19 protein-coding genes are annotated in these 20,947 nt (G+C 72.9%); 12 read left to right on the forward strand and 7 right to left on the reverse strand.

The annotated features are described in order from the left end of the window. Window positions 1-121: 121 nt before the first annotated feature. The gene (locus tag ACZ4UB_RS11980; protein WP_354381708.1) at window positions 122-316 is read right to left on the reverse strand and encodes a thiazolylpeptide-type bacteriocin; all 195 of its coding nucleotides are present in this window, start codon (window positions 314-316) and stop codon (window positions 122-124) included. A 376-nt stretch (window positions 317-692) separates the two neighbouring features. Between ACZ4UB_RS11980 and ACZ4UB_RS11985 the strand changes: the two genes are divergently transcribed. The 5 genes from ACZ4UB_RS11985 to ACZ4UB_RS12005 all read left to right on the forward strand — a co-directional run bounded on the left by ACZ4UB_RS11985 (window position 693) and on the right by ACZ4UB_RS12005 (window position 9,425). Further along, a complete protein-coding gene (locus tag ACZ4UB_RS11985; protein WP_468070013.1) occupies window positions 693-2,402 on the forward strand; it encodes a glycosyltransferase family 2 protein in 1,710 nt (569 codons plus the stop codon). 14 nt (window positions 2,403-2,416) lie between these two features. Beyond that, complete coding sequence (locus ACZ4UB_RS11990) at window positions 2,417-5,503, forward strand: SGNH hydrolase domain-containing protein (RefSeq protein WP_468070014.1); 3,087 nt, start codon at window positions 2,417-2,419, stop codon at window positions 5,501-5,503. Between the two features lie 294 nt (window positions 5,504-5,797). After that, window positions 5,798-7,135, forward strand: coding sequence for a discoidin domain-containing protein (locus ACZ4UB_RS11995; RefSeq protein ID WP_468070015.1), 1,338 nt, complete (start codon window positions 5,798-5,800; stop codon window positions 7,133-7,135). Further along, window positions 7,135-8,406 carry an MFS transporter gene (locus ACZ4UB_RS12000; protein ID WP_468070016.1) on the forward strand — a complete coding sequence of 424 codons (1,272 nt, stop codon included), beginning with the start codon at window positions 7,135-7,137 and terminating at the stop codon, window positions 8,404-8,406. Before ACZ4UB_RS11995 ends, ACZ4UB_RS12000 begins: the two co-directional genes overlap by 1 nt. After that, entirely contained in the window at window positions 8,403-9,425 is a 1,023-nt protein-coding gene (locus ACZ4UB_RS12005) for a TolB family protein (RefSeq protein ID WP_468070017.1), read from the forward strand. Before ACZ4UB_RS12000 ends, ACZ4UB_RS12005 begins: the two co-directional genes overlap by 4 nt. Window positions 9,426-9,474: 49 nt before the next feature. On the opposite strand, the gene ACZ4UB_RS12010 is transcribed toward ACZ4UB_RS12005, so the two are convergent. Together ACZ4UB_RS12010 and ACZ4UB_RS12015 are read right to left on the reverse strand one after the other, a co-directional pair. Further along, entirely contained in the window at window positions 9,475-9,975 is a 501-nt protein-coding gene (locus ACZ4UB_RS12010) for a VOC family protein (protein ID WP_354381702.1), read from the reverse strand. A gap of 108 nt (window positions 9,976-10,083) precedes the next feature. Beyond that, window positions 10,084-10,560, reverse strand: coding sequence for an SgcJ/EcaC family oxidoreductase (locus tag ACZ4UB_RS12015; protein ID WP_468070018.1), 477 nt, complete (start codon window positions 10,558-10,560; stop codon window positions 10,084-10,086). 95 nt (window positions 10,561-10,655) lie between these two features. Here ACZ4UB_RS12015 and ACZ4UB_RS12020 point away from each other — a divergent pair, with 95 nt between their 5' ends. Both ACZ4UB_RS12020 and ACZ4UB_RS12025 read left to right on the forward strand, forming a co-directional pair. Then, on the forward strand, window positions 10,656-11,150 hold the full coding sequence (locus tag ACZ4UB_RS12020; protein WP_468070019.1) for a MarR family winged helix-turn-helix transcriptional regulator: 495 nt from the start codon (window positions 10,656-10,658) through the stop codon (window positions 11,148-11,150). A gap of 92 nt (window positions 11,151-11,242) precedes the next feature. Then, on the forward strand, window positions 11,243-12,142 hold the full coding sequence (locus tag ACZ4UB_RS12025) for a patatin-like phospholipase family protein (RefSeq protein WP_468070020.1): 900 nt from the start codon (window positions 11,243-11,245) through the stop codon (window positions 12,140-12,142). A 3-nt stretch (window positions 12,143-12,145) separates the two neighbouring features. On the opposite strand, the gene ACZ4UB_RS12030 is transcribed toward ACZ4UB_RS12025, so the two are convergent. Continuing rightward, the gene (locus ACZ4UB_RS12030) at window positions 12,146-12,994 is read right to left on the reverse strand and encodes a LysR family transcriptional regulator (protein ID WP_468070021.1); all 849 of its coding nucleotides are present in this window, start codon (window positions 12,992-12,994) and stop codon (window positions 12,146-12,148) included. A 95-nt stretch (window positions 12,995-13,089) separates the two neighbouring features. Here ACZ4UB_RS12030 and ACZ4UB_RS12035 point away from each other — a divergent pair, with 95 nt between their 5' ends. Beyond that, entirely contained in the window at window positions 13,090-13,821 is a 732-nt protein-coding gene (locus tag ACZ4UB_RS12035; RefSeq protein ID WP_468070022.1) for an SDR family oxidoreductase, read from the forward strand. Window positions 13,822-13,916: 95 nt separating this feature from the next. On the opposite strand, the gene ACZ4UB_RS12040 is transcribed toward ACZ4UB_RS12035, so the two are convergent. After that, a complete protein-coding gene (locus ACZ4UB_RS12040) occupies window positions 13,917-14,951 on the reverse strand; it encodes an aldo/keto reductase (RefSeq protein ID WP_468070023.1) in 1,035 nt (344 codons plus the stop codon). A gap of 104 nt (window positions 14,952-15,055) precedes the next feature. Between ACZ4UB_RS12040 and ACZ4UB_RS12045 the strand changes: the two genes are divergently transcribed. The 4 genes from ACZ4UB_RS12045 (at window position 15,056) to ACZ4UB_RS12060 (ending at window position 18,536) form a co-directional block, all read left to right on the forward strand. Further along, window positions 15,056-15,706, forward strand: coding sequence for a TetR/AcrR family transcriptional regulator (locus tag ACZ4UB_RS12045; RefSeq protein WP_468070024.1), 651 nt, complete (start codon window positions 15,056-15,058; stop codon window positions 15,704-15,706). Window positions 15,707-16,055: 349 nt separating this feature from the next. Further along, entirely contained in the window at window positions 16,056-16,904 is an 849-nt protein-coding gene (locus ACZ4UB_RS12050; protein WP_468070025.1) for an ABC transporter substrate-binding protein, read from the forward strand. Further along, window positions 16,871-17,701, forward strand: a complete 831-nt coding sequence (locus tag ACZ4UB_RS12055; RefSeq protein ID WP_468070026.1) for an amino acid ABC transporter permease — start codon at window positions 16,871-16,873, stop codon at window positions 17,699-17,701. Before ACZ4UB_RS12050 ends, ACZ4UB_RS12055 begins: the two co-directional genes overlap by 34 nt. Window positions 17,702-17,708: 7 nt before the next feature. Next, entirely contained in the window at window positions 17,709-18,536 is an 828-nt protein-coding gene (locus ACZ4UB_RS12060; RefSeq protein WP_468070027.1) for an amino acid ABC transporter ATP-binding protein, read from the forward strand. A gap of 5 nt (window positions 18,537-18,541) precedes the next feature. Here the strand turns inward: ACZ4UB_RS12060 and ACZ4UB_RS12065 are convergent, their stop codons facing one another. Both ACZ4UB_RS12065 and thpR read right to left on the reverse strand, forming a co-directional pair. Continuing rightward, a complete protein-coding gene (locus ACZ4UB_RS12065; protein WP_468070028.1) occupies window positions 18,542-20,128 on the reverse strand; it encodes a carboxylesterase/lipase family protein in 1,587 nt (528 codons plus the stop codon). A 139-nt stretch (window positions 20,129-20,267) separates the two neighbouring features. Then, on the reverse strand, window positions 20,268-20,852 hold the full coding sequence (gene thpR / locus ACZ4UB_RS12070; protein WP_468070029.1) for an RNA 2',3'-cyclic phosphodiesterase: 585 nt from the start codon (window positions 20,850-20,852) through the stop codon (window positions 20,268-20,270). Between the last annotated feature and the right edge of the window lie 95 nt (window positions 20,853-20,947).

Below are 20,947 nucleotides of genomic sequence, written 5' to 3' on the forward strand. Positions count from 1 at the left end.
CGGCGGCCCGCGCGCCTCCCGCCGTACGCGAAGTACGGCGGGAGGACGCGCGGCCGTGCCGTACGGCCGTGTCGTGCGGCCGTGACGCGCGCGGTGTCGGTGCCCGGGATCTCGGCCCCGGCTACACCGTGGGGGTGTCGGTCTGCGGTTGGGCGCAGGAGGAGGAGCCCTGGCAGGAGGAGGAACCCCAGGAGGCTCCGCCTTCGGGCAGCGCGACCGTGTCGCTCATCGAGGTGACGGTGAGGTCGTCGAGGTCGAGTGCCAGGTCCTGGAGTTCGAACTCGGTGGTGTGCGCGTTCGGCGTGGTGTCGGACATACGCGTCTCCCTGTGTGAGTGGCGGGGGTTCGTGTTTCCGTGTGCCGTTTGTGCGGCGGTCACCACATTGGTCCACCGCGGTCGCGAAGTGCTGGAGGTGCGGTCCACGCGCGGTCGAGAAGCGGTGGGGGACATACCGGTCGGGCGATCGAACGCCACAAGTCTTCGGGCTCTGTTCACCCGCCCGTGACCTGCGGCTTTCCCGACGGGTCGGCCGACCCGTTCGAATGGCACCGTAAACAGGTCTGGACCATTTCATTCGCGCCAAATCCATGTGTCGATCGCCGCGTTGGGCCCGCATTGGGCATGTGGTCTATACCTTTGGCGGTAGAGTGGGTCACCTGAAACCGGCACATATACAGCCGTGGGGGGCTATATGACCGTGCATCATCTTCCGCAGCCACCATCCGACGACGAGTTGTACTGGTACTTCGGCCCGCAGCGTCGCTGGGTCCTGATCAGCACCTCCCTCGCCTTCAGCTTCACCGCGGTGACGATGTTCACCTTCTCGCTGCGAACGCCCGCCCTGTGGGCCTTCCTCGCGGTCCTCGGCCTCAACGTCGTGGCTCTGGTCCTCTCCTCCGTCAACAGCCTGCGCCAGCGGCGCCTGACCCGGCAGTCGCACGAGATCCTCGTCCGGGCCTGGCGGCCCGCCGAACTGCCCAGCGTCGACCTCTACTTGCCGACCTGCGGCGAACCCCTGCCCGTCCTCGCCAACGCCTACCGCGCCGTCGCCGAGGTCGACTGGCCGGGCGCGCTCACCGTGTGGGTCCTGGACGACGGGGACCGGCCCGAGGTCGCCGCGCTGGCCGCCGCGCACGGCTACGAGTACGTCGTGCGCCCCGACCGGGGCCACCTGAAGAAGGCCGGCAACCTCAACCACGCCCTCACCCTGAGCAGCGGCCAGTTCATCGCGATCCTGGACGCCGACTTCGCGCCCCGGCCCGATTTCCTGCGCCACCTTGTCCCCTACCTGGCCGACCCCGCCGTCGGCATCGTCCAGAGCCCGCAGTGCTTCGACACCGACGAGGGCATGGGCTGGATCCAACGGGCCGCGGGCAGCGCCCAGGAGTGGTTCTTCCGCTGGATCCAGCCGTCCCGGGACGCCAGCGACGCCGCCATCTGCTGCGGCAGCAACGCCGTCTACCGGCGCCGGGCGATCGATCTGGCCGGGGGGTTCGCCCGGCTCGACCACAGCGAGGACCTCTACACCGGACTCGCCCTGTACGAACAGGGTTTCCGCACGCTGTACGTGCCCGTCCTGGTCGCCAAGGGCACGTCGCCCGACGAGGTCACCGCCTTCATCAACCAGCAGTACCGGTGGGCGATGGGCAACCTGCACCTGATCGGCACCCCGGTGCTGGGACGGATGCGCGCGCCCTGGCGGATGCGGCTGTGCTTCTACGAGGGCGTCGTCGGCTACCTGACCACGGTGGTGAACACCTTCGCCGCGCCGCTGCCGCCGCTGGTGATGATGTTCTGGTACCCGGACCACATCCGGCCCTGGCACGTCCTGCCGCTGCTCGCCCCGCTGTGGCTCTGGCACGTGCTGCTGCCGCGCATCAGCCGGACCCGCTGGCGGGTGGAGGTGATCCGCGCGAACGTCCTGACGAGCGTGGCCGCCGCGACGGCGTTCCTGCACACCCTGCGCGGCCGCAGCGCCGCGTGGGTGCCCACCGGTGTGCGCGGCCCGAAGGCCTCGGGCGGGATGGCCCGGCGCGTGGTGGCCGTCTCGCTGGTGTGGCTGGTGCTCTCCAACGGCGCTGCCGCCACCGGCCTCGCCCTCGCCGTCGCCCGCAACGGCTGGGAGCCCAACTGGGGCCTCCTGCTCTACCTGTTGGTGCAGTGCCAGATCAACGTCCCGCTGATCCGGGACCTGATCACCGAATCGCGCGGGGCAACGGAGCCCCGGAGCACGGCCGGTGACACCGGTTGGCTGCGTGCCCGACTGCGGACCGCCCTGCGGTCCGGCACCGGCATGCGGCCCCGTCGCTGGCCCGAGACCCTGGCCGCCTCCGCGGCCCTCCTGCTCATCGGCCTGCTGGCATCCGGGTGGGTCAACCCGATGCTTCCCTGGCTGAGTTGAAAGGCTTCGTCACCATGCCCTTCCCCGTGACTCCCGGCTTCCGCCGGAAGCACAGCGCCACCCCGGCCCCGCGGCCGTCCGCCGCGGCGTCCGGGCCGCCGGCCGAGGCGGGCGGCGCGCCCGCGCGGGCCGCTTCCGGCGGCGAATCCGGACCCAGTCCGCACCGGTCCGCCTTCCGGCCCGACATCGAGGGCCTGCGCGCGGTGGCCGTCCTCGCCGTCCTCGCCTTCCACGCCGGAATCCCGGGGCTGGCGGGCGGGTTCGTCGGGGTCGACGTCTTCTTCGTCATCTCCGGCTACCTGATCACCGGCCTGCTGGTCCGCGAGGCGATCACCACCGGCCGGATCCGGCTCGGGGACTTCTTCTCCCGGCGGGCCCGGCGCCTGCTGCCGTCGGCCGCCGTCGTGCTCGGCGTGGTGGCGGTGGCCGGAGCCTGGCTGACCGTACCGCTGCGGCGCGCCGTGCTGGAGTACGATGTCGTCGCGGCGGCCGTGTCCGTCGCCAACTGGCGGTTCGTCGCGCAGCAGACGGACTACCTCGCCGCGAGCCACGACCAGAGTCCCCTCCTGCACTTCTGGTCCCTGGCCGTCGAGGAGCAGTTCTACCTCTTCTGGGCCCCGCTGATGGCGGTGATCGCCCTCTGCACGGCCCGCGCGGTCCGCCGGGGCCGGGTCGTGCGCGCCGTCGTGGCGCTCGCCACCCTGCTGCTGGCCCTCGGCTCCTTCGCGCTGGCCCTGAGCTGGACGGACCACTCGGTCTCGCTCGCCTACCTCGGCACCCCCTCGCGGGTCTGGCAGTTCGCCACCGGTGCGCTGCTGGCGCTGCTGCCCTGGCACCTGCTGCGCGGTCCGCGTCCGCTGCGGTTGCTGTGCGGCTGGGCCGGCGCCGTGGCGATCGGCTGGTGCGTGGTGGCGTACGACGCGAGCACCCCGTACCCCGGATTCGCGGCGCTCGTCCCGACCCTGGGCGCCGCCGCCGTCATCCTCGCCGCGATCCCCGGGCGGGGCGAGCGCAACGTCGAGGGTGCCTACGGCGTCGGGCGGCTGCTCGCCGGCCGCGCGCCGCGCGCGGTCGGGCGGCTCTCCTACAACCTCTACCTGTGGCACTGGCCCGTGCTCGTGTTCGCCGAATCCGCCCTGGGCACGCTCGGCTGGCCCGTCAAGGCGGCGCTGACCCTCGCCGCCGTACTGCCCGCCCTCGCCACCATGCGCTGGGTGGAACGTCCGCTGCGCCGCAGCCGCACCGTCTCCGAACTCCCGCGCCGCGGACTGTCGGTGGGCGTCACGGCCATCGTCATGCCGGTCGTCCTCGCGCTGGTGGTCGGCGCCACCACGCTGCGGCTGCTGGGCCCGGCCACCCCCGTCGACCTCCAGGGCCTGCCGCCGGGCGCGGCCACCGGCCCCACGCTGCTCGCCCGCGGCCCGGCGGCGCCCGCGTTGGACGGCCCGGTGGTTCCCGGCCCCGCCCAGGCGGCCAAGGACTTCCCGCCGGACGGCAACTGCGAGGTGGACCCGGAGGTCACCCGCAGCCCGGACTGCCTCTTCGGCGCGGTCGACAGCCCGGACCGGATCGTGCTGCTCGGTGATTCGCACGCCGGCCAGTGGTTCTCGCCGATGCTCGCACTGGCCTCGCAACGCGGCTGGGCTCTGCAGGAGTTGGTCAAGCAGGGCTGCCCGCTCGCGAAGCTCGCCGTGGACAACCCCCAGCTCGGCCGCGCCTACCGCGAGTGCGACACCTGGCGGGCGGACGCGCTGGACCGGCTGGGGAAGCAGCCGAAGCCCCGCCTCGTCGTGATCTCCTCGCTGGCCCGCTACACCAACGATCCCGCCCTCCTGATCGGGGCGTGGGAGGAGACGCTGAAGCCGTTGCGGGCCCTCGGCGTGCCGATCGTCTACATCGAGGACACGCCCGTACCCGGCAAGGACGTCCCGGCGTGCCTCTCGGGCGCCGGCTCCTCCCCGGAGTCCTGTGCCTTCAGCCGGGCGGCCGCCCAGCAGCCCGACGTGCTGGCCCGGCGGATAGCCTCGGGCGCGCTGCCCGGCGTACGGAGCGTCAGCGTGAACCCGGTGCTGTGCCCGGGCGCCGGTGCGACCTGCCCGGCGGTGCTGGACCGGATCCTGCTCTACCGGGACGACTCCCACCTCACCAACGTCGCGGCCGTCGTCCTGACGGCCCGCCTGGAACGCCTGTTGACCGACGTCGGCGCGCTGACGACCGCCGGGGCCGCGACCGGCGCCGGGACGCCGAGCGCCGCCGCACCGCCGGCCGCCGACGGATGGCGGGAGCTGCTGCGGGACGACTTCGACGGGCCGGTGGGCAGCCGTCCATCCGCCGCCAACTGGCAGTACGACCTGGGTACGTGCTACCCGGGCTGCCCGGCGCCGCAGTGGGGCACCGGTGAGATCGAGACGATGACCGACTCGACCGACAACGTCCGCCTCGACGGGAAGGGCGCGCTGGAGATCGTCCCCACCCGCAAGGACGGGCAGTGGAGTTCGGGCCGCATCGAGACCCGGCGCGCCGACTTCGCCGCGCCGCCCGGCGGGGTGTTGCGGATCGAGGCGTCGATCGCCCTGCCGGACGTGACGGGAGCGAAGGCGGCGGGCTACTGGCCGGCCTTCTGGACCCTCGGCGCACCGTTGCGGGACGGGTACACCGGCTGGCCGTCCGTCGGTGAGCTGGACGTGATGGAGAACGTCAACGGACGGGACGACGTCTTCGCCACCATGCACTGCGGAGTCCTCGGCGGCGGACCCTGCCAGGAGCCCGCGGGCCTGACGTCCGGACCGCGGCCCTGCCCGGACTGCCGTACGGCGTTCCACTCCTACGCCGTCGAGGTCGACCTCACGCCCGGTGCGCAGGAGGTGCGGTGGTCGCTCGACGGCCGGGTGCACCACCGGGTGCGCGCGGACCGGATGGATCCGGAGACCTGGAAGCGGGCCGTGGACCACGGGGTGTTCCTCATCCTGAACGTGGCGATCGGCGGCAACCTCCCGCTCGCGGACGGCGCGACGGTGGGCCCGGCCACCGAACCGGGCCATCCGATGCGGGTCGACCGCGTGACCGTCTCGGCCAAGGACGGGGCGGCGAAGCACTCCTGACGCGGTGACGCAGGGGCCGGTCGGGCGGGTCCCCCGAGGGGCCGGGCACGTCTGCCCGGCCCCTCGGCGCGTGCTCGGGGAAGGGGCGTCGAAAGACTGGTAGGAAACTTTCCTGTTCGATAGCATTCCCGGCGGCGGCTCGGCGCGGCGCCCTCTGACAGGGGCGTGACGTGCTCAGTGAGAGTTCTGACCCGGCCGCCGTGGCGCCGCCCCCTGCCCGCGGCCGGGCCGGTGGACGGCGCTTCGCAACGGTGCCCAGCTCTCACTTCCCCCCCAGTGCAGGAGTTCCCAAGGATGCGCCTGAACGCTTCAGCACCCGCGCCGGCCCGGCGCGGCACGGTGACCCTGGTCGCCGCCGTACTCCTCCTCGTCGGAGGCCTGTTGCTCGCCCTGCCCGAACGGGCCGGGGCCGCCGCCGACTCCCTCATCTCGCGTGGCAAGCCCGCCACCGCGTCCTCCTCCGAAACCTCCGCCTTCGGCCCCGAGAAGGCTTTCGACGGCGATCCGGCTACCCGCTGGGCGAGCGCCGAGGGCAAGGATCCCCAGTGGATCCGCGTCGACCTCGGCGCCAACGCCACCGTGACGCGCGTGTCCCTGACGTGGGAGGCCGCCTACGCCAAGGTCTACCGGGTGGAGATATCCGCCGACGGCAGCACCTGGACCCGCCTCGCCAACGAGACCGCGGGCAACGGCGGTACCGACGAGTGGACCGGCCTCGCCGGCAAGGGCCGCTACCTGCGCGTCTACGGAACCGCGCGCGGGACCTCGTACGGCTACTCGCTCCACGAGGTCGAGGTATACGGCACCGTCGACGGCGGCACCCCGCCCACCGGCGCCTTCACCGTGGTCGCCGCCGGTGACATCGCCGCCCAGTGCACCGCTTCCGACAGCTCCTGCGCCCACCCCAAGACGGCCGCCCTGGCCCGCCAGATCGACCCGAAGTTCTACCTGACGATGGGCGACAACCAGTACGACGACGCCCGGATCTCGGACTACAAGGCCTACTACGACAAGACCTGGGGCACCTTCAAGGACAAGACCCACCCGGTGCCCGGCAACCACGAGACCTACGACCCGGCCGGATCCCTCGCCGGCTACAAGGCGTACTTCGGGTCCATCGCCTACCCCCAGGGCAAGACCTACTACAGCTTCGACGAGGGCAATTGGCACTTCGTCGCCCTCGACTCCAACGCCTTCGACCAGAAGGCCCAGATCGACTGGCTGAAGGCCGACCTCGCCAAGAACGGCAAGCAGTGCGTCGCCGCCTACTGGCACCACCCGCTCTACTCCTCGGGCGGCCACGGCAACGACCCCGTCAGCAAGCCGGTCTGGAACATCCTCTACGCGGCCAAGGCCGACCTGGTCCTCAACGGCCACGACCACCACTACGAGCGCTTCGCCCCGCAGGACCCGAACGGCAAGGCCACGGCCGACGGCATCACCGAGATCGTCGGCGGCATGGGCGGCGCCGAGCCGTACCCCATCGAGAACGTCCAGCCCAACAGCCAGAAGCGGATCAGCGGCCAATACGGCGTGCTGAAGCTGGACTTCACCGACTCCGGCTACAGCTTCAGCTACGTCGGCACCGACGGCAAGGCCAAGGACACCAGCCCGAAGTACACCTGCCACTGATGTACCTGGCGACCACAGGCCGCCCGGACACGTCGACCCGACCCCGCACCGGCGGGGCGGGTCGGCGGGTCCCGGGCACCGTCCTGGCACTCGGCGCGGTCAGCCTCGTCACCGACATCTCCTCCGAGATGGTCACGGCGGTGCTCCCGCTCTACCTGGTCCTCGGACTGGGTCTCTCCCCCCTCCAATTCGGCTTCCTGGACGGCCTCTTCAACGGAGCCACCGCCTTCGTACGGCTCCTCGGCGGTCACGCCGCCGACCGCGGCCACCGGCACAAACACGTCGCCGGGATCGGCTACGCGCTCTCCGCCTGCTCCCGCCTCGGCCTGCTCCTCGCCGGCGGCGCCACCGCCGGGATCGCGGCCGCCCTCGCCACCGACCGCGTCGGCAAGGGCATCCGGACGGCGCCCCGCGACGCGCTCATCACCCTGAGCAGCCCGCCCGACGCACTGGGCCGCTCCTTCGGCGTCCACCGGGCCATGGACACCACCGGCGCCCTGCTCGGCCCGCTCGCCGCCTTCGCCCTGCTGTGGGCGACGGCCGGCGCCTACGACGCCGTGTTCGTGGTCAGCTTCTGCGTCGGCCTGCTGGGGGTGCTGCTCCTGGTCCTGTACGTGCCCGGGCACCACCCGGCGCCGAGCGCGCCACCGGCACCCCGCAAGGGCGCGACCTTCGCGGCGCTGCGCGACCCCGCCTTCCGGCGCATCCTCGCGGCCACCGCGCTGCTGGGCACCGCCACGGTCGGCGACGCCTTCGTCTACCTCCTGCTCCAACAGCGCCTGGACCTGCCCGTGGGCTGGTTCCCGCTGCTCCCGCTCGGCGGGGCCGCCGCCTACCTCCTGCTCGCCGTCCCGGCGGGCCGGATCGCCGACCGGGTCGGCCGCCGGCTCCCCTTCCTGTACGGCCACCTCGCACTGCTCTGCGTCTACGCCGCCCTGCTCCTGCCCACCGGCGACGCCCCGACCCTGCTCCTGCTGCTGCCCGTCCTCGCGCTGCTCGGCGCCTTCTACGCCACCACCGACGGCGTGCTGATGGCCCTCACCGGACCGGTCCTGCCCGCCGACGGCACGGCGCGGGGACTCGCCCTGCTCCAGAGCGGCCAGGCCCTCGCCCGGATGCTGGCCGGCGTGGGCTTCGGCGCCCTGTGGACGGTGTGGGGCCAGGGCCCCGCGCTGTGGGCCGCGCTCTCGCTCCTGTGCGTCGCGCTCGCCGCCGGCTGGCTGCTGCTGCCGCGCACCACCCCGTCCCACCCCGAGAGGCGAACCGCATGACCGACCGCACCGGGTCCGGCCGACCCCCGAAGTCGCTGGGCCCCCGGGCCCGCATCGCCGTCGTGGTGAGCGCCGCGCTGGTGCTCGCGGGCGGCGCCACCGGATACGTTCTGCACGCCGGGGCCCGCCCGGCGGCCCGGGCGGCCGCCGCGGACGCCTCCTTCACCCTGGCGGGTCCCGCCCTGTACTTCCGCGACCCCACCACCGGCCGGGTCGCCCACCGTCCGCTCTCCGGGGACGCCGACGCGCGCGTCGCAGGAGGGCCCTCCTGCGACCGGTTCTACGCCGCCGCCGACACCGCGCTGTGCCTGCGCGCCGAACCGGGGGTGCTGCCCAAGACGTACGCGATCGTCCTCGACCGACAGCTGCGCGAGGTCCGCCGGGTCACGGTGCCGGGCGTCCCCAACCGGGCCCGGGTCTCGGCCTCGGGGCGGATGCTGTCCTGGACGGTCTTCGCGAGCGGGGACTCGTACGCCACCAGTGCCTTCTCCACCCGGACCGCCATCCTCGACCTGCGCACCGGATACCTGGTGACCTCCATGGAGCAGATCCCCCTCACCCTCGACGGCGCCCGCTACCACGCGCCCGACGTGAACTACTGGGGGGTGACCTTCGCCCGCGACGACAACCGCTTCTACGCGACCGTCTCCAGCAAGGGCCGGACCCACCTGGTCGAGGGGAACATGGGGGAGTGGTCCGCGCGCGTACTGCGGGAGAACGCCGAATGCCCCTCGCTCTCGCCCGACAACACCAGGATCGCCTTCAAGAAGAAGGTCTCCGACGACCCGGCCGCACCCTGGCGGTTGTACGTCCTCGACCTGCAGTCGATGCGGGAGACCCCGCTCGCCGAGACGCGCAGCGTCGACGACCAGGCGGCCTGGCTGGACGACGGCACGCTCGCCTATGCCCTGCCGGGGGCGGACGGCAGGGCGAGCGACATCTGGACCGTACCCGCGGACGGCACCGGGACCCCTCGGCTCACCACGCCCAACGGCTCATCACCGGCGGCGCTGCGCTAGACCGTGCCGGGTCCGATCCGCTGTCCGCCGGCGGCCCGGGCCCGGGCCGTCAGCTGGCGGAACCCGCCGCCGAACCCGTCGCGAGGTCCGCGCCCCAGCGCGCGATCGCGGCGGGCAGGTCGAGCGCGCCGGAGCGCAGGTCGGAGTCGGCGCCGGGCCAGTCCTCGCGCGGGACGCGCCACATCAGCTCGAACTCGTTGCCGTCCGGGTCCTTGGCGTAGAAGGACTTCGAGACCAGGTGGTCGGTCGCGCCGACGAGCGCTCCGAGCGCGCCGAGCTTCTCGCCCAGCTCCCGCAGCTCGCCGAGGGTGCCGACCTCCCAGGCCAGGTGGTAGAGCCCGACCCGGCCCTGCTCCGGCCCGGGTGCGTCGGCGCCGATCGCGAACAGCCCGAGATCGTGGTCGTTGAGGCTGCCCGGCGCGCTCAGGAAGGCGGCGCGGCCGGGGATCAGGTGGTCGACCTGGAAGCCGAAGACGTCGCGGTAGAAGGCGACGGACCGCTCGACCTCGCGGATCCAGAGCACGGCGTGGTTCAGACGGCGGACGGACATGGCGACGGACTCCCGAATGACGCGAAGGACCTGGCTCGAAAGGTCCGGCTCGATGTGGACGGTCACCAGCATACAGTTCAAATTCGAACTACCGGGTCGAGTCCCGCGTCACACCTTGGCCTCGGGGGCGATGCCGGGGGCGACGGTGAAGGAGATCCGCTCCATGAGCGGCCGGCGCTTGGTGTTCTGGAAGGCCGCGATCCGCCACTCGCCGGCTCCGCCGGGTCCGCCGGGTCCGCCGGCTTCGCGGACCAGGGTGTATGTCTGGACCTTGCCGAGCTTGGCCGGGCGTCCGGCCTTGTAGGTGTCGCCCCTGCTGTTCACCACGGCCGCGTCGGGCCCGTAGAAGCGGACGTCGAGGATCTCGTCCGCCAGGCGGGTGCCCTTGAGGAAGCCCGCGAAGAGGGTGCGGTGGCTCTCGGTGATGTCGCGCCGCCCCCGGTAGAAGGTGCCCACGTAGGTGGTGTAGGTGGCGTCCTCGGTGAAGAGCGCGCCGTACGCGTCGGCGTCGTGGCGCGCCCAGGCGTCGACGAGGTGGGTGAGCAGGGCCCGAACGGCGATCGTGGGCTCGTTGGTGGACTGCATGACGGATCACTCCCCATTGGTTAGGGTGGCGTAGATGCTGCATCGGTGCAGTATCTGCATGCGTGCAGATATAAAGGTAGGAGGCGACCCCGAAGATGGCAACACCCAGCGGCGGCGAACCGCACGTGGTCTTCCGGCAGTACCTGGACGCGGTGGGCCTCCAGGGGCTGGCGAGCGCCGAGGCGGCCGGCCTGCACACCTCGGAGTGGTACGCCCTGAGCCTCATCACCCTGGAGGGGAGCCTGTCCTCCGGGGAGCTCTCCGCGCGCACCGGCCTGACCACCGGGGCGACGACCCGCCTCATCGACCGGCTCGAACGGTCCGGTTACGCCCGTCGCGCCGCCGACCCGGCCGACCGGCGCCGGGTCATCGTGGAAGCCGTACCGGACGCGCTCGACCGCATCGAAGACGCCGTCGGCCCGGCCCGTCGACGCGTCGCCGAGGTGATCGACAGCTACTCGCCCGAGCAACAGGCCCTGCTCTTGGACTACTTCACGCGCGCGGCTCCCGCCTTCCGCGCGGCCACCGAGGAGATCCGCGCCGCCACCGCACCGCGGCGCTCCAAGTCCCGCCCGGCGAAGGGGGAATGACGATGGCTCCCGCTGGTGGCCTTGACCCCAAGGCCACTTGAGGTCCTACGGTCGGATCCACACGATCAGCACCCGCCGACAGGAGACGCGCCATGACCCCCGCCACCCCGGTCACCCCGCCCGCCCCGGAGGCGCCCACGCCCCCTGACCGCGCACTCGTGCTCGGCCCCGGCGGCCTGGTCGGCACGGCGTGGACGGCGGGACTGGCCGCCGGGCTGCGCCGGGCGGGCGTGGAGCTCGGCGAGGCCGACCTGATCGTCGGGACATCGGCGGGGGCGATCGTCGCAGCGCTGCTCGCCACCGGCCAGGACCTCGACCGGCTCGCCGTGCCGCTGCGTCCGCCGGGCGCCGCGGCCCCGCGGCCCGCGGTGGATCCCGCCGTGCTCGGGGAGGTGTTCGCCGTCCTCGGCGAACCCGGACTGGAACCGGGGGAGGCCCGCCGCCGCGTCGGCCGGATCGCCCTGGGGCACGGCGACGCGGAGGCCGAACGGTCGCTGCTCGCGGCGCGGGGCGCCCTGATCGGGGTGGACGCGTGGCCCGAGCGCCGACTGCTGATCACCGCGGTGGACGCGGGCTCGGGAGAGCCGGTGGTGTGGGACCGGACCAGTGGCGTGCCCCTGGTCCACGCGGTGGCCGCGAGCAGTTCCTTCCCCGGGGCGGAGCCGCCCGTGACCGTCTCGGGACGGCGGTACATGGACGGCGCGCTGCGCTCGGGGGCCAACGTCGACCTCGCGGCCGGCGCCCGCACGCTGATCGTGGTCGACCCGATGGCGCACCGCTCCCCGCGCGAGCCGCTGGCGAGCCAGACGACCGCCGTGGGCGCGCGCAGCGTCGTCACCATCGGCCCCGACCCCGACGCGGCGCGTGCCTTCGGCCCCGATCTGGGCGAACGGACGAAGTGGATCCCGGCCTACGAATCCGGCCTCGCCCAGGCCGCCGCCGAGGCCGACCGACTGCGCACCGCCTGGCGCCCGGCGGCGGCCGCACGGTAGCCCTCACAGGCGTGTCGCCGTCCGGACGAGGTCGGCCACGGCTCTGGAGCGGCTGTGCGGTGGCCAGGCGATCACGGTGGTGACGTTCGGCGCGTCCAGCACGGGCACGGCGGCGAGGTCGCTCGGGAGTTGGGCGCGGCACGACTCCGGTGAGACCGCGCACGCCCGGCCGAGGGCGACGAGCTGCAGCAACTGTGCCTGGTCGCGGACCTGCGGGCCGGGGCCGGGCGGGTAGGAGCCGTCGGGGTCGGGCCAGCGCGGCAGCGGCAGGTCCGCCAGCCCGGTGATGTCGGCCATGCGTACATGGGCCCGGGCCGTGAGCGGATGCCCGGCCGGCAGGACCGCCACCTGGCCCTCCGCGGCGAGCTCTTCGGTGTGGAAGCCGGCCGTCGAGTCGAAGGGACGGTGCAGCAGTGCCACGTCGGCCCGGCCCTCGCGCAGGAATCGGGCCTGCTCGGCCGGGCCGCACAGGATGACGTCGACCGGGACGGCGCCGGGCTCGGCGGCGTACGCGTCGAGCAGCTTCGCCAGTAGTTCGCGGGACGCGCTGGCCTTCGTGACCAGGACCAGGCCGGGACGGCCGGTCGTGGACAGGGCGGCGCGGCGTGTCCTGCGCTCGGCGGCGTCCACCGCGTCGAGGGCCGCCCGGCCCTCGACCAACAGCACCGAGCCGGCCGCGGTCAGCGTGACGGAGCGGCTGGTCCGATCCAGCAGCGCTGCCCCGAGCCGGCGTTCGAGCTGCTGGATGGCCCGTGACAAGGGCGGCTGCGCGATCCCGAGTCGCTGCGCCGCGCGCCCGAAGTGCAACTCTTCGGCGACGGCGACGAAGTACCGCAGTTCCCGGGTCTCCATGCGGCCACGCTACTCCAGATCAATACCCTGTCGGTATCGTTGCCCACCCGATCGGTCTTGGACCCCCGGCGGGGTCCACGGGCAGCATGATCCCCATGAGCGAACGAACGATTGCGCTGGTCACCGGTGCGAACAAGGGAATTGGCCAGGAGATCGCCGTGGGCCTGGGCGCCCTCGGCTGGAGCGTCGGCGTCGGCGCCCGGGACGATCGGCGCCGCGAAGCGGCGGTGGAGCACCTGCGCGCGGCGGGCGTCGACGCCTTCGGCGTAGCGCTGGACGTGACCGACGACGCGAGCGTGAGCGCCGCCGCGCGGTTCATCGAGGAACGGGCGGGGCGCCTCGACGTGCTCGTCAACAACGCCGGCATCAGTGGTGAGATGCCGCAGGAGCCCACCCGGATCGACCCCGCCACCATACGGACGGTCGTGGAGACCAACGTGATCGGCGTCGTCCGCGTCACCAACGCGATGCTGCCCTTGCTGCGCCGCTCCGCCTCGCCGCGGATCGTCAACATGTCCAGCAGCCTCGGCTCCCTCACCCGCCAGTCGGGAACCGCCGCCGTGGCGAACGCGGGTCCGGTGATCGCGGCGTACGCGCCGTCGAAGACCTTCCTGAACGCCGTCACCCTGCAGTACGCGCGGGAGTTGAGCGGCACGAACATCCTGATCAACATGGCCTGCCCCGGCTACGTCGCGACCGACCTCAACGGCTTCCACGGCGTGCGCACCCCCGAACAGGGCGCGGCGATCGCCATCAAACTGGCGACCCTGCCCGACGACGGCCCGACCGGCACCTTCTTCGAGGACGCCGGTGTAGTGCCCTGGTAATCCACCCGAAGCACCCCCACGCACGCCCACCGGGGCGGTGGCGGTGGCGGTGGCGTCTGCGTCGGAGTGACTCCCATCAGCGCGGCCAGGTCTCCCTACACCAGCGGGGGGTTGAGGCGGGCGAAGCCCTCCTGGCGGTGGTACGGGAAGTACGGGTAGGGGGCCGTGCGGCTGCTCGCCGTGTCGAGCCTCGTCATCTGCTCGGCGGTGAGGTTCCAGCCCACGGCGCCGAGGTTCTGGCGCAGTTGCTCCTCGTTGCGGGCGCCGATGATGACGGAGGACACCGTCGGGCGCTGGAGCAGCCATCGCAGGGCTATCTGCGGTACCGCCCTGCCGGTCTCCTGTGCGATCTCGTCCAGGGCGTCGACCACGCGGTAGAGGTGTTCGTCCTCGACCGGCGGGCCGTAGTCGGCGGTGTCGTGCAGCCTGCTGCCCGTGGGCAGGGGTTGGCCCCGGCGGATCTTCCCGGTCAGCCTGCCCCAGCCGAGCGGGCTCCAGACGATGCCGCCCAGCCCTTGGTCCATCCCGAGCGGCATCAGCTCCCACTCGTAGTCACGGCCGAGGAGGGAGTAGTAGACCTGGTGGGCGACGTAGCGCTGCTGGCCGAGCCGGTCGGCGGCGGCGAGGGACTTCATCGCCTGCCAGCCGGAGAAGTTGGAGATGCCGAGGTAGCGGATCTTCCCGGCCCGCACCAGGTCGTCCAGGGTGGACAACACCTCCTCGACCGGTGTTCCGGCGTCGAAGGCGTGCAGCTGGAAGAGGTCGATGTGGTCGGTGTCGAGGCGCCGCAGGGCGCTGTCCACGGCCCCGATCAGGCGGGAGCGGGAGGTGCCGGCGTCGTGCGGGCCGTCGCCCATGGGCAGTCCGGCCTTGGTCGAGACGAGCACCTGGTCCCGGCGGCCCTTGAGCGCGGCCCCGAGCACCTCCTCCGAGGCGCCGCCGGAGTACACGTCGGCGGTGTCGAACATCGTGATCCCGGCGTCGATGCAGATGTCGACGAGGCGGCGCGCCTCCGCCACTCCCGTGGTGCCCCAGGATCCGAAGAGCGGTCCCTGTCCGCCGAAGGTGCCCGCGCCGAAGCTCAGCGCCGGAACCCGCAGTCCGGACGTGCCCAGTCGCCTGTACTCCATGACATGTCTCCCCTCGTCCACAGATCCAGCTAATGGGTCCGTGGTTCCGTTAAGATGGCGCCAGCGTAGCAAGATGTCGCGACTAATGGAACTGGAGTCCCGTTATGGAGTCAGAGGAGTCGCTGGAGCCCGGGTCCGAGCCCGCGTCCGCGTCCGGGTCCGGGGGGATCCGGCCCGGGGGGCGCACGGCGCGGGTGCGGGCCGCCGTGCTCCTGGCCGCCGGGGACGTGCTGGCCGAGCAGGGGTTCGCCCACCTGGACCTCACCGACGTCGCGCGCCGCGCGGAGGTCGGGAAGACGACCGTCTACCGCCGCTGGGGCACGGTCACGGGCCTCGTCACCGACCTCCTGCTGGACATGGCGCAGCAGTCCGTCCCCCGGACGGAGACGGGCACCCTGCTCGGCGACCTGACGGCCAACGCCCGTCTGGTGCGGCGCACGTTGGCCGATCCCCGGCAGGGCGCCCTGTTCAAGGCGGTGATCGCGGCCGCCACCTGCGACCCGAACGCGGCCCGCGCCCTGTACGAGTTCTACGCCGTCCGCGTCGCGGAGTGGGCGCCGTGCGTCGAAGCGGCCGCCGCCCGCGGCGAGGTGCCCGACGGCACCGACCCCCACGAGGTGATCCGCGCCGCGTCCGCCCCCTTGTACTACCGGCTGCTGACCACGGACCTGCCCCTGGACGAGGCCGCCGCCGACCGCGCGGCGACGGCCGCGACGGTGGCCGCCCGCGCGGGGGCGTACGTACGGCCCGCATGACGGCCGGGCCGGCGACGGCGTGCCGACGCCCCCGCGAGGGCGACGTCATGAAGAAGCGCTGCGCCCCCGCCTCCCGCATGCGCGCCGACCTTGGCCGGAAACCGTGTCCCGAGGGCCGGGCGGACACCGCCACCGGCGCGCCGTCCAGCGGCCATGTGGGGGAACGCCCCGGACCCCGGTGGCCGCGCACCGCACGGCCTTGGCCGGATCCGGCCCTGCGCGCCGGAACCCATCGCGCGAGATCCCTCGGCGCGCGTCACCCGTGGCTTACGATCTCGGCGGACATTGCCCCGGCGGCGCGGGTCCCGTCCCGCGCCCACCGCCCGCCCCGCATCCGTGGAGGTCAACCGTGTTCCGGACGGCCAGAGGAAACCGCAGTCGCCCCAGCAGCCGCCGCCTGCGGGCCGCGGCCGCAGTCACCGCGACGGGCGCGTTCCTGCTCGCCGGGTGCTCCTCCAGCGGCGACGGCCCGGGGGAGGCGGCCGGCGGGGTGCCCGTCGTCGAGAAGGGCAAGCTGACCACCTGCACGCACCTGCCCTACCCGCCGTTCCAGTTCGAGAAGGACGGCAAGGTCGTCGGCTTCGACGTCTCCCTGATCGATCTGGTGGCGAGCCGGCTGAAGGTCGAGCAGAAGATCCTCGACACGCCCTTCGAGAACTTCAAGACCGGTGCCTTCCTCAACTCCGGCGAGTGCGACCTCGCGGCCGCCGGCATGACGATCACCGACGAGCGCAAGAAGAACGTGGACTTCTCCGTCCCCTACTTCGACGCCACCCAGGCGCTGCTCGCCACCAAGAAGAGCGGTGTCACCTCGCTCGCCGACCTGAAGGCGAAGGCGAAGAAGCTGGGCGCGCAGGCCGAGACCACCGGCGAGAGCTACGCCAAGGCGCAGGGCTTCGACCCCGTCGCCTTCGAGAGCTCGGACGCGGTGCTGAACGGACTGCGCACCGGGCAGGTCGACGCGGTCGTCATCGACTACCCCGTGGTCCAGGGCTGGCTCAAGGACCCCAAGAACGCCGCCGAGTTCACCCTGGCGCAGAACATCCAGACCGGTGAGCAGTACGGCTTCTCGGTGAAGAAGGGCAACTCCGCCCTCGTGGCCGCGATCGACAAGGCGATCACCGACGCCAAGGCCGACGGCACCTACAAGAAGATCTACGAGCAGTGGATCGGCCCGTTGCCCCAGGCCACGCAGTGACCTCTCGGCTGAGCCGCCGACAGCGCCGCCGGTTGTCGCAGGGCGTCCAGTACGCCCTGTTCGTGGCGGTGCTGGCCCTCATCGCCTCCTACGCGGACTGGAGCCGGCTGCAGAACCAGTTCGCGCAGAAGGACCTGGCCCTGCGGCTGTTCCCGGAGATCATCACCACGGCGCTGCGCAACACCGTGGTGTACACCCTCTCCGGGTTCCTCCTGGGCCTGGTGCTCGGCCTGGTCATCGCCATGATGCGGCTGTCCTCCGTGGCTCCGTACCGGTGGGTGGCGAGCGTCTACATCGAGCTGTTCCGCGGCCTGCCCGCACTGCTGATCTTCATCTTCGTGGGGGTGGCGGTCCCCCTCGCCTTCCCCGGCACGGAGATCCCCGGCGGTACCTACGGCAAGGTCGCCCTCGGCCTCGGGCTGGTGGCCGCCGCCTACATGGCGGAAACGATTCGCGCCGGCATCCAGGCGGTGCCCAAGGGGCAGATGGAAGCGGCCCGTTCGCTGGGCTTCTCGCACGGCCGGGCCATGGTCTCGGTGATCATCCCGCAGGCCTTCCGGATCGTCATCCCGCCGCTCACCAACGAACTGGTCCTGCTGTTCAAGGACTCCTCGCTCGTACTGTTCCTCGGCGTGACGCTCCAGGAACGCGAACTGACCAAGTTCGGCCGGGACCTGGCCAGCCAGACCGCCAATTCCACCCCGATCCTCGTCGCGGGCCTGTGCTACCTCCTGGTGACCGTACCGCTGAGTTTCGTGGTGCGGCGCCTGGAGGCCCGTGCGGACAAGGCCACGTGAGGACGACATGTCACAGAAGACCCGTACGACGTCGGCGGACGCGACCGGCACGGACCGCCCGGAGATCGAGGTCCGGGGCCTGCACAAGTCCTTCGGCGACAACCACGTCCTGCGCGGAATCGACCTGGAGGTCGCCCGCGGCGAAGTGGTGTGCGTCATCGGACCGTCCGGCTCGGGCAAGTCCACGCTGCTGCGCTGCGTGAACCTGCTGGAGGAGCCCAGCGACGGCCGGATCTTCGTCGGCGGTACGGAGGTCACCGACCCGGACGTCGACATCGACGCCGTCCGCCGCCGCATCGGCATGGTCTTCCAGCAGTTCAACCTCTTCCCGCACGTGAACGTGACCGAGAACCTCACGCTGCCCCAACGCCGGGTCCTCGGCACCGACCGGGCCCGGGCGGAGGCCGTCGCCCGCGAGAACCTCCAACGGGTCGGTCTCGCCGACAAGTCCACCGCCTACCCGGCCCAGTTGTCGGGCGGGCAACAGCAGCGGGTGGCCATCGCGCGGGCGCTGTCGATGGGCCCCGAGGTCATGCTCTTCGACGAACCGACGTCGGCGCTCGACCCCGAACTCGTCGGCGAAGTGCTGTCGGTGATGCGGGTGTTGGCGGGCGAGGGCATGACCATGATGGTCGTCACCCACGAGATGAGCTTCGCCCGCGAGGTCGCGGACCGGGTCGTCTTCATGGACGGTGGCGTCATCGTCGAACAGGGCCCGGCGGCCCAGGTGGTGGGCGCCCCGGCGCACGAGCGGACCAGGAACTTCCTCAACCGCGTGCTCGACCCCGCGGCGGTCGCACCCCCGACCCCCGCCCCCTCCGACGACCGGCCCTAGGGCCCTCAGGAGAGCAGCGGTAGGGCGGCGAAGACGTGGTCCCGCCACAGGAGTCGGGAGGCTTCCTCCGGGTAGGGGACGACGGCCGGGCTCGTGTCGAAGCACATGGTCGGGCGCCGTGCGGTGTCGTACGCCGGCCAGCCCGGGTCGCCGTGCGCGGCGAAGGCCGTCCAGGCGTCCCGGACGTACGCCGACACCGCCTCCGCCTCGGCCCGCGCGTCAGCGGCTTCGCCGATCAGCGCGGCGGGCTGGCCGCGGTCGAGGTTGCCGAAGACGAGCGGGACGTCGAGGCCGTGGCAGGCGCCGAAGAGGCCGCCCATGCCCGGAGCGGACCAGGTCAGCTCGTAGACGTGGGCCCGCCCGCCCGCCAGGGTCTGCGCCTCGGCGAGGTGCAGGGACGGCATGCGGAACAGCCAGTCCGAGTGCACCAGTTCGTACAGCTCCTCCGGACCCGCCGCCGGGAACGCGTCGCGGTAGCGGCGCTCCCCGTCCGGGCCGGGGGCGAAGAGCCGCAAGGCGTCCGCCGCCCGTTCCTCGCCCACGGCCCCCAGCAGGCCCTCGATCACCGTGAAGAGCCGTTGCTCGGCGCGCGTGTGGCCGACGAGCAGCTCGACGTCCCGCCCGGCGCCCTCGCCGAGCGCCCGCCACGGCGTGACGGGCAGCACCTCGCCGTCCACCACGGGCGCGAACGCCATGGCGCGGTGGGCCGGCAGGCCCCAGCGCCGCACCCGCCGGTCGAGCGACGCGGTGACGGCGTCCCCCGCGGCGGACAGCCGGAGCGGATCGACGTCGGTCAGATCGGCCACCGTGGGCCGCAGCGCCAGCTCGGCCGCGCAGGCGGCCGCGATGTCGGCGGCCAGCTCCGGAGCGAAGAAGGGACCCGGCACGCTCTGCGTGACGGCCCGCTGGAAGAGCCCCCGCGCACGCCCCGTGGCGAGCAGCGCGGCGATCGACCCGGCCCCCGCGGACTGGCCGAAGACGGTGACCCGGGCGGGGTCCCCGCCGAATTCCCGGATGCCGTCGCGCACCCACTCCAGCGCGGCGATCTGGTCGAGCAGGCCACGGTTGGCGGGCGCCCCGTCGAGCTGTGCGAAACCCTCGATGCCCACGCGGTAGTTGAAGGTCACCACGACCACACCGCCCTCGCGCGCCAGGCGGGCGCCGTCGTACTCGGGCAGCCCGGCGGCGCCGATCACATAGGCGCCGCCCTGGATCCACACCATCACCGGCAGCCCCGCGCCGGGACCGGGATCGGGCGACCAGACGTTGACCGTCAGCCAGTCGTCGTCGCCCGCCGCCGCGCGCGACATCGCGTCCATCCCGAACACGCCGGCCTGCGGGGGCGGGGGCCCGAAGGCGCGGGCCTCCCGCACCCCGTCCCAGCCGCGCACCGGACGCGGCGCGGCGAAGCGCAGCGCGCCGACGGGCGGTTCGGCGAAGGGGATCCCGCGGAAGACCGCCACGCCCCCTTCCCGGCTGCCGCGCAGCAGCCCGGCCGCGGTCCTGACCACCGGATCGGCAGGGGACCCGGCGGGCCCGCCGGGCCCGGAGAACGCGGCGGACCCGGAGGGTTCGGGTGCGGCAAGGGACATCACGGCCACCTCTCGGAGACGATCCCGTCGACCGGATCCTCGCACCGCGCCCGGCCGCGGACGACCCATTTACGGCGCCGGCCCATCGGGATCAGCGCCCACCCGGGTCAACGCCCACAGGTATCAGCGCCGACCGGTATCAGCGCCCGCCGTCGAAGTCCCACGCCTCGATGTCGCGGTAGTGGATCGGCCCCGGCCCGCGGCCGATGTTGCTGCCCACCAGGTGCAGGCGCCGGGACCGCCACGGGCGCCCGACGAACCCGCTGAGCCCGGCGGCCGCCTCCACCACGCTGGACGGGTCGTCGCGCCGGGCCCGCGCCAGCGTGAGGTGGGGACGCAGCGGCCGCTCCGGGAAGACCACCCCGGCCGCCTTGACCACCCCGCGGACCTCGGAGGCGAGCAGGTGGAGCCCTTCGAGGTCGCCCTCGATCCCGCTCCACAGCACCCGCTCGTCGAAGTGCCCGCCGCCGCGCATGGCCAGCTCCACCGGCCGCCGCGCCGCCGCCAGCTCGGCGAGCGGCGGCCGCAGCAGCCCGGCCGCGGACACCGGTAGCTCCCCGAGGAACGCCAGGGTGATGTGCCAGTCCTCGATCCGGTTCCACCGCATGCGGGGGTACGCGTCGTAGGCGGGGGCCAGAGCCCGGGCGAGCTCGTCCTTCGCGTCGTCGGGCGGGGCGAGCGCTATGAACACGCGGATGGTCGAGGGCTGGATCTGTTCGTTCACGAAGAACTTGGTACACCACGCGGCGGTGGGGGGGGGGGGGGGCGGAAAAACCAAAAGGCAAAAAACCCCTCCCACAAACGGGGGCGGGTCGTCAC

The organism is Streptomyces sp. NPDC028419 (genome assembly GCF_055565515.1).

Excerpts from the sequence above, each read along its gene's own strand:
- ACZ4UB_RS11980 (WP_354381708.1), bottom strand. The coding sequence starts at position 316 with ATGTCCGACACCACGCCGAACGCGCACACCACCGAGTTCGAACTCCAG.
- ACZ4UB_RS11985 (WP_468070013.1), top strand. The coding sequence starts at position 693 with ATGACCGTGCATCATCTTCCGCAGCCACCATCCGACGACGAGTTGTAC.
- ACZ4UB_RS11990 (WP_468070014.1), top strand. The coding sequence starts at position 2,417 with ATGCCCTTCCCCGTGACTCCCGGCTTCCGCCGGAAGCACAGCGCCACC.
- ACZ4UB_RS11995 (WP_468070015.1), top strand. The coding sequence starts at position 5,798 with ATGCGCCTGAACGCTTCAGCACCCGCGCCGGCCCGGCGCGGCACGGTG.
- ACZ4UB_RS12000 (WP_468070016.1), top strand. The coding sequence starts at position 7,135 with ATGTACCTGGCGACCACAGGCCGCCCGGACACGTCGACCCGACCCCGC.
- ACZ4UB_RS12005 (WP_468070017.1), top strand. The coding sequence starts at position 8,403 with ATGACCGACCGCACCGGGTCCGGCCGACCCCCGAAGTCGCTGGGCCCC.
- ACZ4UB_RS12010 (WP_354381702.1), bottom strand. The coding sequence starts at position 9,975 with ATGTCCGTCCGCCGTCTGAACCACGCCGTGCTCTGGATCCGCGAGGTC.
- ACZ4UB_RS12015 (WP_468070018.1), bottom strand. The coding sequence starts at position 10,560 with ATGCAGTCCACCAACGAGCCCACGATCGCCGTTCGGGCCCTGCTCACC.
- ACZ4UB_RS12020 (WP_468070019.1), top strand. The coding sequence starts at position 10,656 with ATGGCAACACCCAGCGGCGGCGAACCGCACGTGGTCTTCCGGCAGTAC.
- ACZ4UB_RS12025 (WP_468070020.1), top strand. The coding sequence starts at position 11,243 with ATGACCCCCGCCACCCCGGTCACCCCGCCCGCCCCGGAGGCGCCCACG.
- ACZ4UB_RS12030 (WP_468070021.1), bottom strand. The coding sequence starts at position 12,994 with ATGGAGACCCGGGAACTGCGGTACTTCGTCGCCGTCGCCGAAGAGTTG.
- ACZ4UB_RS12035 (WP_468070022.1), top strand. The coding sequence starts at position 13,090 with ATGAGCGAACGAACGATTGCGCTGGTCACCGGTGCGAACAAGGGAATT.
- ACZ4UB_RS12040 (WP_468070023.1), bottom strand. The coding sequence starts at position 14,951 with ATGGAGTACAGGCGACTGGGCACGTCCGGACTGCGGGTTCCGGCGCTG.
- ACZ4UB_RS12045 (WP_468070024.1), top strand. The coding sequence starts at position 15,056 with ATGGAGTCAGAGGAGTCGCTGGAGCCCGGGTCCGAGCCCGCGTCCGCG.
- ACZ4UB_RS12060 (WP_468070027.1), top strand. The coding sequence starts at position 17,709 with ATGTCACAGAAGACCCGTACGACGTCGGCGGACGCGACCGGCACGGAC.
- ACZ4UB_RS12065 (WP_468070028.1), bottom strand. The coding sequence starts at position 20,128 with ATGTCCCTTGCCGCACCCGAACCCTCCGGGTCCGCCGCGTTCTCCGGG.